This window comes from Gluconobacter sp. Dm-44 (genome assembly GCF_018256175.1).
Lineage (GTDB): Bacteria > Pseudomonadota > Alphaproteobacteria > Acetobacterales > Acetobacteraceae > Gluconobacter > Gluconobacter cadivus.
Window position 1 is genome coordinate 192,346 of record NZ_JAERLZ010000003.1, and the last position, 14,315, is coordinate 206,660.

At 60.9% G+C, this 14,315-nt stretch carries 11 protein-coding genes; 5 read left to right on the forward strand and 6 right to left on the reverse strand.

The annotated features are described in order from the left end of the window. Positions 1 to 71: 71 nt before the first annotated feature. Positions 72 to 2,201, reverse strand: a complete 2,130-nt coding sequence (recG, locus tag JK213_RS06165; protein ID WP_194262068.1) for an ATP-dependent DNA helicase RecG — start codon at positions 2,199 to 2,201, stop codon at positions 72 to 74. Positions 2,202 to 2,273: 72 nt separating this feature from the next. Here recG and mfd point away from each other — a divergent pair, with 72 nt between their 5' ends. Further along, positions 2,274 to 5,795: a transcription-repair coupling factor gene (gene mfd / locus JK213_RS06170; protein ID WP_194262207.1), complete on the forward strand. Its 3,522-nt coding sequence runs from the start codon at positions 2,274 to 2,276 to the stop codon at positions 5,793 to 5,795. On the opposite strand, the gene JK213_RS06175 is transcribed toward mfd, so the two are convergent. Continuing rightward, positions 5,784 to 6,647, reverse strand: a complete 864-nt coding sequence (locus JK213_RS06175; RefSeq protein WP_194262067.1) for a DUF2125 domain-containing protein — start codon at positions 6,645 to 6,647, stop codon at positions 5,784 to 5,786. The genes mfd and JK213_RS06175 overlap by 12 nt on opposite strands. A gap of 94 nt (positions 6,648 to 6,741) precedes the next feature. Here JK213_RS06175 and JK213_RS06180 point away from each other — a divergent pair, with 94 nt between their 5' ends. Beyond that, complete coding sequence (locus JK213_RS06180) at positions 6,742 to 7,566, forward strand: DUF1217 domain-containing protein (RefSeq protein ID WP_249200426.1); 825 nt, start codon at positions 6,742 to 6,744, stop codon at positions 7,564 to 7,566. Positions 7,567 to 7,644: 78 nt separating this feature from the next. Next, positions 7,645 to 9,072 carry a pyridoxal-dependent decarboxylase gene (locus JK213_RS06185; RefSeq protein ID WP_194262065.1) on the forward strand — a complete coding sequence of 476 codons (1,428 nt, stop codon included), beginning with the start codon at positions 7,645 to 7,647 and terminating at the stop codon, positions 9,070 to 9,072. Here the strand turns inward: JK213_RS06185 and JK213_RS06190 are convergent. The 3 genes from JK213_RS06190 to JK213_RS06200 all read right to left on the reverse strand — a co-directional run bounded on the left by JK213_RS06190 (position 9,026) and on the right by JK213_RS06200 (position 12,624). Continuing rightward, positions 9,026 to 10,897 (reverse strand): cobaltochelatase CobT-related protein, encoded by a 1,872-nt coding sequence (locus JK213_RS06190; RefSeq protein WP_194262064.1) that lies wholly within the window; start codon positions 10,895 to 10,897, stop codon positions 9,026 to 9,028. The two genes, JK213_RS06185 and JK213_RS06190, sit on opposite strands and share 47 nt — an antisense overlap. Before the next feature lie 4 nt (positions 10,898 to 10,901). Then, positions 10,902 to 11,918, reverse strand: coding sequence for a cobaltochelatase subunit CobS (cobS, locus tag JK213_RS06195; protein ID WP_194262063.1), 1,017 nt, complete (start codon positions 11,916 to 11,918; stop codon positions 10,902 to 10,904). A gap of 85 nt (positions 11,919 to 12,003) precedes the next feature. Further along, entirely contained in the window at positions 12,004 to 12,624 is a 621-nt protein-coding gene (locus JK213_RS06200) for a J domain-containing protein (protein WP_194262062.1), read from the reverse strand. 69 nt (positions 12,625 to 12,693) lie between these two features. On the opposite strand from JK213_RS06200, the gene JK213_RS06205 reads away from it, so the two are divergent. Both JK213_RS06205 and JK213_RS06210 read left to right on the forward strand, forming a co-directional pair. After that, complete coding sequence (locus JK213_RS06205) at positions 12,694 to 12,996, forward strand: BolA family transcriptional regulator (protein WP_194262061.1); 303 nt, start codon at positions 12,694 to 12,696, stop codon at positions 12,994 to 12,996. Further along, on the forward strand, positions 12,993 to 13,586 hold the full coding sequence (locus JK213_RS06210) for an outer membrane lipoprotein carrier protein LolA (protein ID WP_194262060.1): 594 nt from the start codon (positions 12,993 to 12,995) through the stop codon (positions 13,584 to 13,586). The genes JK213_RS06205 and JK213_RS06210 overlap by 4 nt, the downstream gene beginning before the upstream one ends. On the opposite strand, the gene lipB is transcribed toward JK213_RS06210, so the two are convergent. Beyond that, the gene (gene lipB, locus JK213_RS06215) at positions 13,567 to 14,268 is read right to left on the reverse strand and encodes a lipoyl(octanoyl) transferase LipB (protein ID WP_194262059.1); all 702 of its coding nucleotides are present in this window, start codon (positions 14,266 to 14,268) and stop codon (positions 13,567 to 13,569) included. The two genes, JK213_RS06210 and lipB, sit on opposite strands and share 20 nt — an antisense overlap. Positions 14,269 to 14,315 lie beyond the last annotated feature (47 nt).

The window sequence follows — 14,315 nt, forward strand, 5'->3', positions numbered from 1 at the left end:
AGACTCCATGAAATTCGGTTGAACGCATTACTGATAAATTCACAGTATTATATCGGTGTGAATTTTTCTGTCTAACCGGAAATCAGAAGTCTGTCGGGGTCGTTGCGGTCGAATATTTCGAGCAGAATTCTGAGTGCATGGCCTCGCGCACCAGTGAGTTGCGGGTTGCGGACGATTTCGCGTTCGCTGTCCTGCTGCATGGCGGTCAGCAGCAGCGCAAGACGGGCGCCCTGTGCCAGACGGAAACCGGGAAGACCGGACTGACGGTCTCCCGCAATGTCTCCACCACCCCGGATCCGATAGTCTTCGTCAGCGATCAGAAAACCGTCATTGGTGTCGCGTAGAAGGCTCAGACGCCGGACTGCAGTGGGCGTAGCGGTCCGGTCATGGAGCAGGAGGCAGAAGGACTGTTTTGAACCGCGTCCCACGCGGCCACGCAATTGATGAAGCTGAGCAAGGCCGAAGCGTTCGGCCTGTTCAATCACCATGACGGACGCATTGGGGATGTCCACGCCGACTTCGATGACGGTTGTGGCGACGAGAAGCCGTGTTTTGCCGAGACGGAACGTGTCCAGAGCTTCCTGACGAACGGTAATGTCCTGTTTGCCGTGTGCGAGACCCACAAGCCCTTCAAATCGTTGCTCCAACGAAACCCACCGCTCTTCCGCGGCAGCCGCGGCCTGTGTTTCGCTATTTTCGATGAGCGGGCAGACCCAGAAGACCTGCACGCCATCACGCAGAGCCCGGCTGATGCCTGCAAGAACGCTGTCGAGCGAGTCCATGCTGTGCAGCGTCGTGCGGATCGGCTGGCGGCCGGGGGGCTTCGAGTCCAGACGGCTGACGCTCATCTCACCCCATTCCATAAGCTGGAGCGTGCGGGGAATGGGCGTTGCGGTCATGATGAGAATGTCCGTCGCGTCACCCTTGGCACTCAGGTTCATGCGTTGACGGACACCGAATCGATGCTGTTCGTCGATGACGGCGAGGCCGAGATCGTGGAAGGTCACGCCGTCCTGAAACAGGGCATGCGTTCCGATGACGATTCTTGCCGTGCCGTCCACGATGGCCGCGAGCACCTTGCGCCGGGCCGCGCCTTTGATTGTACCGCTCAGATAGACACATTCCGTCGGGCACAGACGGGAGAGCGTTTCGAAATGCTGGCGGGCGAGGATTTCGGTCGGCGCCATGAGTGCAGCCTGAGCGCCAGACTCCACGACCTGAAGCATCGCGTTCATCGCGACGAAAGTCTTGCCCGCGCCGACATCGCCCTGAAGCAGACGCATCATGGGCGTTGATGCAGAGAGATCGGCAGCGATTTCCGCAATGGCCATGGTCTGGGCATGGGTGGGTTTGTGCCCGAAGCGCCGAAGCATTTCATCCTGAAGCGCGCCGGTGCCACGAAAGCTGCGCCCATGCCGTTCGCGGGCTTTGAGACGCGCGAGCCCGAAGCAAAGCTGATCGGCCAGCAGCTCGTCGGCTGCAAGGCGGGACAGCGCACGGTTGCGGACAGGCTCCCACGCAACGTCCGGCGGGATGATCTCCGGCGATTGCATCAGGCGCAGAGCCTGCGTGAAGGACGGCCATTTCCGCTGGGTAACGAGGGCAGGGTCCAGCCATTCCGGCAGATCGGGCAGGAGGGCCAGAGCAGCGCGCATGGCCTTGCGGACCGTATAGGGGAAAAGCCCGGCGGTGAGAGGCCAGACGGGTTCGAGCGAGGGGAAGCTGTCGCGTTTGGCCCAGCTCACGACATGATCGGGCTGCGGCATTGTCAGCTCGCCCTGAAAGCTGCCGGTTTTGCCAGATACCAGCAGTTCGGCGCCCGCGGTCGGGCTGGGCATGTTCCGCGTCTGGAAGAAGACCAGATCCAGCGCTCCGGTATCGTCTTCGGTACGGATGATCGAGGGCTGTCCCGGACGTCCGGCTTTGCGCAGGGCAACGACACGGACATGCGCCGTCAGGATTTCGCCGGGAGCGAGATTGTGTCCGTCCGCAACTGTGCGCAGAATGCGTCGGTCAACCACCCGTTCGGGCAGGGTGAACAGCAGGTCCAGCACCTTTCGGCCGCCCGCGATCTTTTCGAGCAGGCTGGCATGCCTTGGCCCAATTCCGGGCAGGCTCGTCAGCGGCGCAAAAACTGGGGCGAGCGCATGCTCTGTCTCGAGGTTGGGATCGGCAGGGGACGGGAACTGTTCGGACGGCATCGTGACAACGGGCGCTTCCCGTGCTCCTCGGGCTGACAGGCGATGGAACGGAAGGTATAGGGCATGAGCAGGATGGAACAAAACGAAACCATGACCCGTGAAATGTCCACAACGTCCTTCGACCGGTCTTTCGGACCGACCGTTTGGGGTGTGCCTGATGGCAGCGTGGCCTTTCTTCTCCGTCAGCGCCTTGCCGAGCATGACGGACCACTGCTGCATGTTGCGCGCGATGACGCCGCCGTAGCGGCGCTGGCCGACATGCTGGCGTGGCTCACGCCTGAAGTCGAAGTTCTGCGCCTGCCGGCCTGGGACTGTCTGCCCTATGACCGTGTTTCGCCCAATCCGGTTCTGATCGCCGAACGGGCAGGGACGCTGTGCCGTCTGCTGGAGCCCACAAAGGCGCAGCGCATTGTCCTGACGACCGTGCACAGCCTGATCCAGCGCGTGCCTCCGCGCTCGGCGTTCCGGGGACAGTCCATCAGCGTGAAGACGGGCGAGAGCCTCGATCAGGCCATGCTGATCGAACTGCTGGTGGCCAACGGCTACACCCGGACCGATACGGTCATGGAAGCAGGCGAATTCGCGACGCGGGGCGGTATTTTCGATCTGTTCCCGGCGGGTGAAAGCGATCCGATCCGGCTCGATCTGTTCGGCGATGAAGTCGAGAACATCCGTGCATTCGACGTCGGAACGCAGCGCTCAACCGAAACGCTGAAACGCTTTGAACTTCGCCCGGTGTCTGAATTCTCGCTGGGCCCCGACAGCATCAGTCGCTTCCGCACCGGCTGGCGCGATTCGTTCGGCCCTGCGGCGACGTCCGACACGATTTACGAGAACGTTTCGGACGGTCGGCGCTATCCGGGGCTGGAGCACTATCTGCCGCTGTTCCATGACGGTGACGGCCATCAGATGGAAACGCTGCTGGATTATCTGCCGGGTGGTGCAGTCAGTTTTGACCAGCATGCACCAGAGATCCTCAAGGCGCGGCTGGATATGATCGCTGATCATTATCAGGCCCGGCGCGTTCCGACACGCGAAGGCGAAATCCCATACCGTCCGCTGCCGCCACACCGGCTCTATCTGGATACACACGGCTGGGAATCGATGCTGGCGGATGTGCCGTCCGTAATTCTCAACGCGTTCGCTATGCCAGATACTGCACAGGGCGTGGATGCAGGGTACCGGCCCGGCCCGCTGTTTGCGCGGGCAAAGGACGGAACGCGGGCAGGGATGTTTGAGGCTTTCGGACAGCAGGTGAAAAGCTGGGCCGAAGCCGGACGACGGACTTACGTTACGGCCTGGAGCCGGGGCTCGCGGGAGCGGATTTCGCATCTTCTGGCGGAGCATGGCGTCACCGTCACGTCCTATGACGACTGGCCGGATGCGGCGGGAATGCCAAAAGGCACGACCGGCCTGCTGACGCTGGGGCTGGAGCGCGGGTTCGTCTCGGACCGTCTGTGCTTCGTCTCCGAGCAGGATCTGCTGGGCGAGCGGATCTCGCGTCCGCCGCGCAGACGCAAGCGTGGAGAGCAGTTCATCTCGCAGGTCGGCGAGATTGCGGAAGGGGATCTGGTCGTTCATTCCGATTACGGGATCGGGCGGTATGTCGGGCTTGAAACGGTCGTGGAAGGGCGGGTCGCGCATGACTATCTGTCGATTCTCTATGACGGGGAGCAGCGACTTCTTCTGCCTGTCGAGAATATCGAACTTCTCAGCCGTTTTGGTTCCGAGCAGGCGGGCGTTCAGCTCGACAAGCTGAGCGGAACGGCTTGGCAGGCCCGCAAGGCCAAGATGAAATCCCGCATCCGCGTCATGGCGGGTGAGTTGATCAAGACGGCAGCAGCACGCGCCATGAAAGATGCGCCAATGCTCGCACCCGCCGAGGGGTTGTGGGACGAGTTCTGCGCGCGTTTCCCGTTCATTGAAACGGAAGATCAGTCCCGCGCGATTGCGGATGTGCTCGAAGACATGAGCGCCGGGCGCCCGATGGATCGGCTGGTCTGCGGCGATGTGGGTTTCGGCAAGACGGAAGTCGCCCTGCGGGCCGCGTTCGTGGCCGCGCTTTCAGGGATGCAGGTCGCGGTCGTGGTGCCGACGACGCTGCTCGCCCGTCAGCATTTCCGCAGCTTCACGGCACGTTTCGAGGGCTTTCCCGTCAATGTGGTGCAGCTTTCGCGCCTTGTAACGCCCAAGGAGGCTACGAAGGTCCGCGAGGGGATGGCGAACGGCACGGTAGATATCGTCGTTGGCACTCATGCGCTGCTGGCCAAGACCGTGGCATTCGAGCGTCTGGGCCTGCTGATCATCGACGAAGAACAGCATTTCGGTGTCTCTCACAAAGAACGCCTGAAAGCGCTGCGCGAAGACGTGCATGTCCTGACGCTCTCCGCTACGCCGTTGCCCAGAACGCTTCAGCTTTCGCTGTCCGGTGTGCGCGAAATGAGCCTGATCGCAACGCCGCCGACGGATCGTCTGGCGGTGCGGACGTTCATCACGCCCTTCGATAGCGTTATGATCCGTGAAGCCATCCAGCGTGAGCGCTTCCGCGGTGGTCAGGTCTTCTGTGTCGTGCCGCGTCTGGCGGATATGGACAGGATGGCCGAGCGTTTGGCTGAAATCGTGCCGGACGCCAAAACCGTACAGGCGCATGGCCGCCTGACGCCGACCGAACTCGAACGTGTCATGACGGAGTTCGCGGACGGGAAATACGACATTCTGCTCTCCACCAATATCGTGGAAAGCGGGCTGGACATGCCCAGCGTGAATACGATCATCATCCACCGTGCGGATATGTTTGGTCTGGGGCAGCTTTATCAGCTTCGCGGGCGCGTGGGGCGTGGCAAGCAGCGGGGCTATGCCTATCTGACCTGGCCGCAGACGCGCCCGCTCTCGGCATCGTCGGAAAAGCGGCTTGAGATCATGCAGACGCTGGATTCGCTCGGGGCCGGGTTCACGCTGGCGTCCCACGATCTGGATCTGCGAGGCGCTGGCAACCTGCTGGGGGATGAGCAGTCCGGGCATATCAAGGAAGTCGGGATCGAACTCTATCAGCAGATGCTGGAAGATGCCGTGGTCGACATGCGTCGTGAGCGTGGCAAGCGTCTGGAGGAAGAGGATAGCTGGACCCCGACCATCATTCTGGGCCTGCCTGTCCTGATCCCAGAAACCTATGTGCCGGATCTGCCGGTGCGTCTGGGGCTGTATCGCCGGATTGCGTCTCTGACGAATGAGGCCGAAGTCGAAGCGATGCGCGCGGAACTGGTGGATCGTTTCGGATCGCTTCCGCCGGAAGTCGGCAATCTGTTGGATGTGGTTCTGATCAAGCGTCTGTGTCGCGAGGCCGGGGTGGAACGTCTGGAAACCGGGCCGAAGGGCATGGTGATCCAGTTCCGCCGCAACCGGTTCGGCAACCCTGCTGCGCTGATCGACTGGGTGGCACGCAAGAAGGAATCGGGCGTAAAAATCCGGCCCGACCACAAGCTTGCGGTCATCCGCGAAATGACGAATGCGACCCGTATTGGCTATGCCAAGAAGGTCACGACCGTCCTGTGCAAAATGATCCGCAAGCTCGAAGTCGAGACATCAGGGGACTGAGAACGGCAGCGGAATGCGGTTGACGGTCACGACGCCGCCGCTCAGCCCGACATCCCACAGGGTCGCATCGCCGTTTTGACGACCCATCAGTCGGGCAATGGTGAGTGCGGCTACGACCTTCTTGGGGGCCGTATCACGGATCTCACCAATGAGGGTATCGACGTTCGTCACGCCAATATGCAGGTCCGCCGCTGACGTGGAGGCGGTGGGGCCGGGGTCGATGGTGCCCTTGCCGTCGATGGCGCTGCTACCCGTAACGGCATGAAGGGCGTTGATCGTGATCTGCTGGCGGGCTGTGTCGAGGCCCTGAACCGTCAGATCCGCCGCAAGCTGCGTGGGCATGAGTGGCTGCTTGGTGTCGTGGATGCCGCTGCCCTCAACCTTCAGGCGCAGATCCGGCGTCGTCTGAACTGCCTGGATCGACGCTTTGCGGATCGTCATGTCATGACCCGGGCGGGCGAGCGTTACATTCGTCCATGTGACCTGTGGAGTGCCGCCACGGATGTCGCTGCTGTTGATCGTCAGGCTCTGGTCCTTGCAGGCGGGACTGATGCCGCCGCGAAAGGCGCTGAGAGCGGCATAGGCGGCAACAGCATTGAAACGCTCCAGAGTTGCGGTCTCGACGTGACCGGAAGAATCGGAGAGCGTCACGCCATGAATGTCGAGCGTGATGTCCGTTCCTGTCAGCGCTGCATGCAGGGTCTTGGCCGTTAGGCCATGTGCGGTGGTCTGGGTGCCGCCCAGCTCATAGGTCATACACGAGGCGGGAAGGCCAGCGGGTGTGTTCGCGCTGGCCACAATGGGTGTCAGGAGTGCGGCAGTCGCGGCGAGTAGAGTAAGGCGCAGGGACATGAGAGGGTTCCGGACTGTGGAGAGAGAAGAAGCGTTAAGACCGTATTAGGGAATGAAGCGGTAAAATAATGGCACCTCCTCCTCTTTCGGAGAAATGCGCGTGTCGTCTTCCATTTCTGCCATGCCCGCCATTCCGCAGTATGTCTCCATCATCAAGGATGAAGAATCTTCGGCAAACAAGTGGGAAAAAACAAGCGTTTCCACCCAGCAGGCGGTTGCGGCGTTTAAGAGCGATGCGTCTTCGATCAAGACCCCGCAGCAGCTTCTGAAAAACTACAAGGCCCTCAAGGTCGTGCTGGGCGCTTATGGCATGTCTTCGGCGATCGGCGAGACGGCCGTTCTGACGAAACTGATGACGCAGGACCCGACATCAGCCAAATCCCTTGCCCAGACCAGCGGCAATTCGTCATGGAAAGCGTTCGCCAAAGCGTTTTCTGACTGGTCAACGTCTCCGTTGGCCTCTGCCGATACGGTTCAGAGCATCACGCAGAGCTATCTGACCAATAGCTACGAAGACAGTCTGCAGACGGAAACGCCGGGTCTGGGGGATGCGCTCTATTTTACCCGGACCGCCAAGACGGACATGACGCTTGAAAACGTGATGGCTGATCCAAAGCTCCTGAAAGTGGCGGAAGTTGTGTCGGGGTTTGATACCACGCAGTTTGGTGCACTGGACTACGATCAGCAGGTTCGTCTGCTCGGCTCCAAACTCGATCTGTCCAAACTCAGTACGACCAAAGGAATCCAGCAGTTCGCCCAGCAGTATCTGGCGCTGTTGCAGGTCCACCCGACAAAGACCACGACTCCCGCAAGCATGCTGACCCTCTACGGGGGAAACGGTTCCACAACCAGCATTCTCTCCCTTTTTACGGGCGACAGTTCAGACAGCAGTTCTTCCCTGTATTCTGCGTTGTTCTGAACCTCTCTCTGACGTGACATCCTGTGTGCGGCCCTGTATCGCAGACACCTGACGGATTTCAGGTGAAGGGATATTTTCATGGCCGGACTGGACCCCACGGACTGGAACGGCATCCGTGAGATCGGGCATCGGATGCTGGATGAGCTCTTTGACCGTATGGAACATGTGGGCGAAGGCCCCGTCTGGCGACCGATGCCGCCCGCTGCCCGACAAAGTCTGAAAGAAGGTCTGCCGGAAAAGGGGCATTCCCTCGACGATCTGTATGGCCGCTATCAGAAACTTGTCGTGCCTTATGGCGTGGGAAATACCCATCCCGGTTTCATGGGATGGGTGCATGGGGCAGGAACCCCGGTCGGCATGCTCGCCGAGATGCTGGCCGGGGGGCTGAACGCCAATTGTGGTGGACGCGATCACGCCCCAATCGAAGTCGAGCGCGAGGTGATCCGCTGGGCTCTGCAGATGGTCGGAATGCCTCAGGATGGCTCAGGCTGTCTGGTGACGGGGTCATCCATGGCCAATTTCATCAGCGTCATTACGGCGAGCCGCGCGCAGGACCTTGCGATCCGTAAGGATGGGATCGGCGGTCGCGGGCTTGTCGGCTATGCCGCTACAACAGCGCACGGATGTCTGCCCCGGGCGTTCGATCTGGCGGGGCTTGGGAGCGAAGCGCTTCGGCGTGTACCGGTTCTGGCCGATCATCGGATGGATGTCGGGGCCTTGTCCGACATGATCGCAGCGGACCGGAAAGCGGGCTTTGTGCCGTTTATGGTGGCGGGTACGGCGGGTACGGTTGATTGCGGGGCGATTGATGATCTCGTTGCAATCGAGGCTGTCGCTCGTGAGGCCGGGCTCTGGTTTCATGTGGACGCGGCCTTCGGAGCACTGGCCTGTCTTTCGCCCCGGTTCAAAAAACAGCTTTCCGGCATCGAAAAAGCAGACAGCCTGGCGTTCGACTTTCATAAATGGGCGCAGGTTCCTTACGACGCGGGCTGCGTGCTGGTGCGTGACAGCCGCAAGCACGCTGCGGCTTTCGCACAGTCCCTCGATTATCTCGTGCGTGAAGAGCGTGGGCTTGCTGCAGGGGCCCCATGGTTTTGTGATTTCGGCCCGGATCTGTCGCGCGGGTTCAGGGCCCTCAAGGTCTGGATGACGCTGGGCCATTACGGGTCCGAGCGTATGGGAGACATGGTCGAGACATGCTGTGACGTTGCAGCTGATCTGGCGCGGCGTGTGGAACGGACCGAAGGATTGGTTCTGCTCGCGCCTGTGACGCTGAATATCGTCTGTTTCGGTCTCGACGGTCTGGAAGACGTTGAAGTCTCGGAACTGGTGCAGGACCTGCATGAAAGCGGGATCGCTGCGCCGTCCACGACAAGGATCAACGGTCGGCTGGCGGTGCGGGCGGCGATCGTCAATCACCGCACCACAACCGCCCACACTAACCGGATGCTGGACGCCGTTATCGCGCTCCGCGACGACCGGCTGAAGGCGCGAACAGGGCGCTGAGTTGTGCCATCATGGTTCCGCCGAGGTCTTCGGCGGAACTGATGGTGACGCTGTTGCGATAATAGCGCGTCACGTCATGCCCAATGCCGATGGCCAGAAGCTCCGTGCCCCGGTCCGCTTCGATCCGGGCAATCACCTGACGCAGATGGTCTTCCAGATAGTTGTGCGGATTGGCCGAGAACGTACTGTCATCAACCGGTGCGCCATCCGAAATCACCATCAGGATATGGCGATGCTCCGACCGGCGACGCAGGCGCTTCCAGGCCCAGAGCAGGGCTTCGCCGTCGATATTTTCCTTCAGCAATCCGTCACGCAGCATAAGACCCAGATTGCGACGGGCCCGTCGTAGGGGCGTGTCTGCATCCTTGTAAATAATGTGGCGCAGATCGTTCAGACGTCCCGGATGGGCCGTGCGACCGCTCTTGAACCAGCGTTCACGGCTCTGTCCGCCCTTCCATTGCCGCGTGGTGAAGCCGAGAACCTCCACCTTCACGCCACAGCGCTCAAGTGTCCGGGCCAGAATATCACCGCAGATGGCGGCCGTACCGATGGGACGACCCCGCATTGAGCCCGAATTGTCAATCAGAAGGGTGACGACCGTATCGCGGAACTCGGTCTCACATTCGTGCTTACAAGAGAGCGGCAGGGTGGGATTCGTCACGACGCGAGAGAGGCGTCCGGCATCCAGAATGCCTTCTTCCTGCTCGAACTCCCAGCGACGTTGCTGCTGCGCCATGAGGCGGCGTTGCAGACGGTGCGCGAGGCGCGAGACCAGACCATGAAGCTGGGACATCTGCTGATCGAGCTTCTGGCGCAGGCGGTCCAGTTCGTCCGGATCACACAGATCGGAGGCGTTCACTTCCTCGTCGAAATCCGTGGTGTAGGCTTTGTAGGTATTGAGGGCTTCGGACGGACCCGTTTCCGCCTGCTGATCCGAAGGGCCAGCAGCTTCCTCCGTACCGTCTTCCGACATCTCGGCGGAGTCCGTGGCTTCGCTTTCGCCCGAAAGGCCGGTTTCGCCACTTTCGGGCTGATAGCCGTCTTCTTCTTCTGTTGCAGCCGGAGCCTGCTGATCCTGCCCTTCGGTTTCCGGAGCGTCGCTTTCGGTTGTCTCTTCCTCATCGGACGGCAGATCGGACGGCGCGGTCTGGTCTTTGTCTTCATCCGGAACGGTCGTGAGCTGGCACGCGCCGAGGAAGCGGGTCGTGGCGCGGGCGAAGGCGGTCTGATCGTTCTGGGTGCGGGCCATATCAGCAAGAGCGGCCTTTGCTGCAGGCGTGAGGGCCGCGCGCCACTCATCAAGCGCAGAGCCGGCCTGAACCTGCATCGGATGGCCGGTCATGGCTTCACGCGCGAGCAGATCCAGCGCTACGGGAGCTGGCATGTCCTCCCGCGTTTTCATGCGGTTGCAGCCGATTTCGGCGCAATGCTGGGCGAGTTTCTGTTCCAGATTGGCGCGGACGCCCGCCATGTGGCGGGAGCCATAGACTTCGCAACGCGCCTGCTCCAGCGCATCGAAAGCCTGCCGGGCTACGGGCTCAGCCGGAGCGTTTGTATTCCGGTCCACATGATACCGCATGCGCAGAGCGGCAGCGTCCGCAGCTCCCCGGATCTTACGGATTTCCCAGTCATGCATATGGCGCGACAAATAGGGAAGTTCCACATTTCCGGCCTCTGGCGCGGTTTTGCGGTTTCCGCTGACGGCACCCTGAAAATCCACGCCCTGTTCCGGCGCACCACCCATGGCGCGCAGGGTGGCGATGGTGGCCTGACGAAAGCGTTCCTGCCGGTCTTCGTCGGTGGGGGAAGTCTGGGGAGCGGACAAGGGATCAGGCCAGTGGTGAGGCGTTGAAGCAGCGCTGATAGTATTCCGCCACGATTCCGCGTTCGGCTTCGTCACATTTGTTGAGGAAGGTCAGGCGGAAAGAAAACGCCACATCATTGAAAATACGATTGTTTTCGGCCCAAGCGATCACCGCGCGGGGGGACATGACGGTTGAGATATCCCCGGCCATGAAACCGGCGCGCGTGAGGTTCGCCAGTGCGACCATGCGCTCAACAAGCGTCGTGGCCTCCTGATTGTCCGCCGGGATTTTCAGCTTGGACGTGACGATGCTGACTTCCTGTTCCAGCGGCAGATAGTTCAGGGTGGCGACGATGTTCCAGCGGTCCATCTGGCCCTGATTGATCTGCTGCGTGCCATGATACAGACCGGTCGTATCGCCCAGTCCGACCGTATTGGCAGTGGCGAACAGACGGAACGCAGGGTTCGGACGGATGACGCGGTTCTGATCCAGCAGCGTCAGATGGCCTTCGGCTTCCAGCACGCGCTGGATGACGAACATCACGTCCGGACGACCGGCGTCATATTCGTCAAAGATCAGGGCGCAGGGATGCTGGAGACACCAGGGCAGCAGACCTTCGCGGAATTCCGTGACCTGTTTGCCATCCTTGAGCACGATGGCGTCCTTGCCGATCAGGTCAATTCGCGAGACGTGACTGTCCAGATTGATGCGGACGCAGGGCCAGTTCAGACGTGCTGCGATCTGCTCGATATGGGACGATTTGCCGGTGCCGTGGAAGCCCTGAACCATGACGCGACGGTTAAAAGCGAATCCGGCCAGAATCGCGCGGGTCGTGTCTTCGTCGAACTTGTAAGACGGGTCGATGTCGGGGACGTGTTCCGTGCGCACGGAATAGGCCGGAACCTGCATGTCCGTGCGGATGCCGAAGATTTCTGCCGAGGAGACCATGAGGTCTGGCGCGCCGAGAACGCTGGTCGGGACCGAGGAGTTTTCAGCGGTGGTCACGGCTTCCGGGGTATCAATCGTCGCGAAATCACTCATGGGACTCTGGGGCTTTCTCTGGCTCTTGGATCAGGGCGTTCTGGAGAAGATGGAGCCTTGATGCTCTCTCTTCCAGTCTAAAAATTCAGGAAACGAAATCGTCCTGACGCGTGAAATGGACTTTGAGCGTGGCATAGGCCGAGCCGATGGCCTTGAAACGCTCCTCGGATGTCGCATCGCCGATATTGGCATCGGGATGATGCTGGCGGGCGAGGGCACGGTAGCGGCTTTTCACGTCCTCGAAAGAAACGGGCCATGTCAGGTCCAACGTGGCCAGTGGCTGCCGTAAAGGCTCGGGAATTCCGGCTGCCTGAGCGGACGCGCGCTGTCGTGCCGCATCTTTGGCCCGCTCCGCCCGGCTGTGACGGGTCGCACCAAGAATATCGAGCGGATCAATGACGTCGTCTTCGTTGAACTCCGCTTTGTTTGCCGTGCCGGTTCCCAGCTTCCACGAAGGGCGTTGCCAGGAAACATCGGCCCTCAGATGCGCCTCGATCTGGCCCGGCGTCATGCCGCGATAGAAGTCCCAGCGGGCATTATATTCGCGGACATGCTCAAGGCAGAACCAGAAATATGAACGCAGGGCATCACGCCCGCGCGGCGCACGATAGCCGGCAAGCTCGTTGCAGCCCGGATGGTCGCAGACCTGTTCCGGCGCGTCAGGATCGGGATCGAATGCCCGGTGTCTGGTGGATTTGCGCTGCATGGTGTCTGATATGGGCAATCACCGCCGCCCGATGCAAGCGGGCATTCCTCAAGCCGGACGATTTTCATCATGTCTGAAACAACTGCACACCCTTCCAGCCGACGCGAACGGATTGCGACCCTCCTCCAGCAGGGACTGGCCCCTACAAAGCTCGAAATCCAGGATGACAGCGCCCGACACGCCCACCATGCCGGCGCCAAAGCCCTCGGCGGCGGAGGCGAAACGCATTTCAACATCGCCATCACGAGTGCGCGTTTTGACGGACTGAACCGGGTGGCGCGGCACCGGCTGGTCAATGACCTGCTGGCGGAAGAGTTCCGCTCCGGTCTTCATGCGCTGTCGCTGGTCCTGCATGGAGAACAAACCCCATGAGACGTGCCCTTTTCGCTCTTCTGCTGCTTTCAGGCTGCGCAACCAGCGGATATGATCGTCTTCCCAAAGCCGATCAGAATGACGTGCATCGCATCGAAGCGTATCTGAACGGTATTCAGGGATTGCAGGCGGCTTTTATCCAGCATGGACCGGACGCAGGCGAAAGCGGCGGCCGCTTTTCGTATATTCCGGGCCATCTGAGACTGGATTATGTCGTGCCGCATCCGATGGAACTCGTGGCCGGAGACGGTCATCTTGTGTTGGACGATCAGGGAACAGGCGCTGTTACGCATCTGTCGCTGCGACATAATCCGCTTGGGCTGCTGCTGAAACACCCGATCCGCTTTGATGGCGACATTCAGGTCACGGATGTGCGACATGGGAACGGATCGCTTCAGATTTCCGTAGCCCAGGCCGATAACCCCTCACAGGGCCTGCTCACGCTCCAGTTTTCGGACGTGAACGGCCAGCTGAGCCTGATCGGATTGCAGGGCGTGGATGCCCGACAGCATCATTTCGGCGTTCTGCTGTCGGATGTGAAACAGGGCGTGGTGATCGTCCCGTCCGTGTTTACGCCCCCTGCGGGTTAGAGCCGAAACGGTCGGGCCATGCGTCGGCCAGCGCGTCATCCAGATCTTTCATCGTCAGGCCGCTGTCGAATCGCTGAAGGCTGGTGACACCGAATTCGCGGATGCCGCAGGGGACGATCCCGTCAAAATCGTTCAGATCGGGGCTGACATTGATTGACACGCCATGCCAGCTCACCCAGCGGCTGACGCGGATGCCCAACGCGCCGATCTTGGCTTCAAGTCCGCTCAGCGGATCAACCGTCCAGACGCCAATCCGTCCCTCACGGGTGAAGGCCGTGACCCCAAGTCGGGCGAGGGCGTCGATCATCCAGCCCTCCAGACCCGCCACGAACGCCCGCAGATCGCGGGGAGGGACGGTGCCGTTCGACTTCGTCAGATCCATCATCACATAGCCAAGCCTCTGCCCTGGGCCATGATAGGTCCATTGCCCTCCACGCCCCGCGTCATAAGTCGGATATCCGTAGGGATTATAAAGATCGGCATCCTTGGCTGATGTTCCGGCTGTAAAAACGGGCGGATGCTCGACGAGCCAGACCAGAGGCGCGGCGGTTCCCTGATGAATCGCCCGTGCGCGCTCCTCCATGAACGCCAGAGCATCGGGGTAGGGCGTCAGTCCCGGAGAGGACGTCCACAAAATTTCTTCATAAATCGTATCCTGGGTCATTGCCCTCGTATCTGTCATCGGCTATAGCCCCTCCCACACCGGACGGTCATGCACCAAGCAGGATC

Coding starts and splice junctions, on each gene's coding strand:
- JK213_RS06210 (WP_194262060.1), top strand. CDS start 12,993: ATGAGACGTGCCCTTTTCGCTCTTCTGCTGCTTTCAGGCTGCGCAACC.
- JK213_RS06180 (WP_249200426.1), top strand. CDS start 6,742: ATGCGCGTGTCGTCTTCCATTTCTGCCATGCCCGCCATTCCGCAGTAT.
- JK213_RS06205 (WP_194262061.1), top strand. CDS start 12,694: ATGTCTGAAACAACTGCACACCCTTCCAGCCGACGCGAACGGATTGCG.
- JK213_RS06185 (WP_194262065.1), top strand. CDS start 7,645: ATGGCCGGACTGGACCCCACGGACTGGAACGGCATCCGTGAGATCGGG.
- recG (WP_194262068.1), bottom strand. CDS start 2,201: ATGCCGTCCGAACAGTTCCCGTCCCCTGCCGATCCCAACCTCGAGACA.
- mfd (WP_194262207.1), top strand. CDS start 2,274: ATGGAACAAAACGAAACCATGACCCGTGAAATGTCCACAACGTCCTTC.
- cobS (WP_194262063.1), bottom strand. CDS start 11,918: ATGAGTGATTTCGCGACGATTGATACCCCGGAAGCCGTGACCACCGCT.
- lipB (WP_194262059.1), bottom strand. CDS start 14,268: ATGACAGATACGAGGGCAATGACCCAGGATACGATTTATGAAGAAATT.
- JK213_RS06175 (WP_194262067.1), bottom strand. CDS start 6,647: ATGTCCCTGCGCCTTACTCTACTCGCCGCGACTGCCGCACTCCTGACA.
- JK213_RS06200 (WP_194262062.1), bottom strand. CDS start 12,624: ATGCAGCGCAAATCCACCAGACACCGGGCATTCGATCCCGATCCTGAC.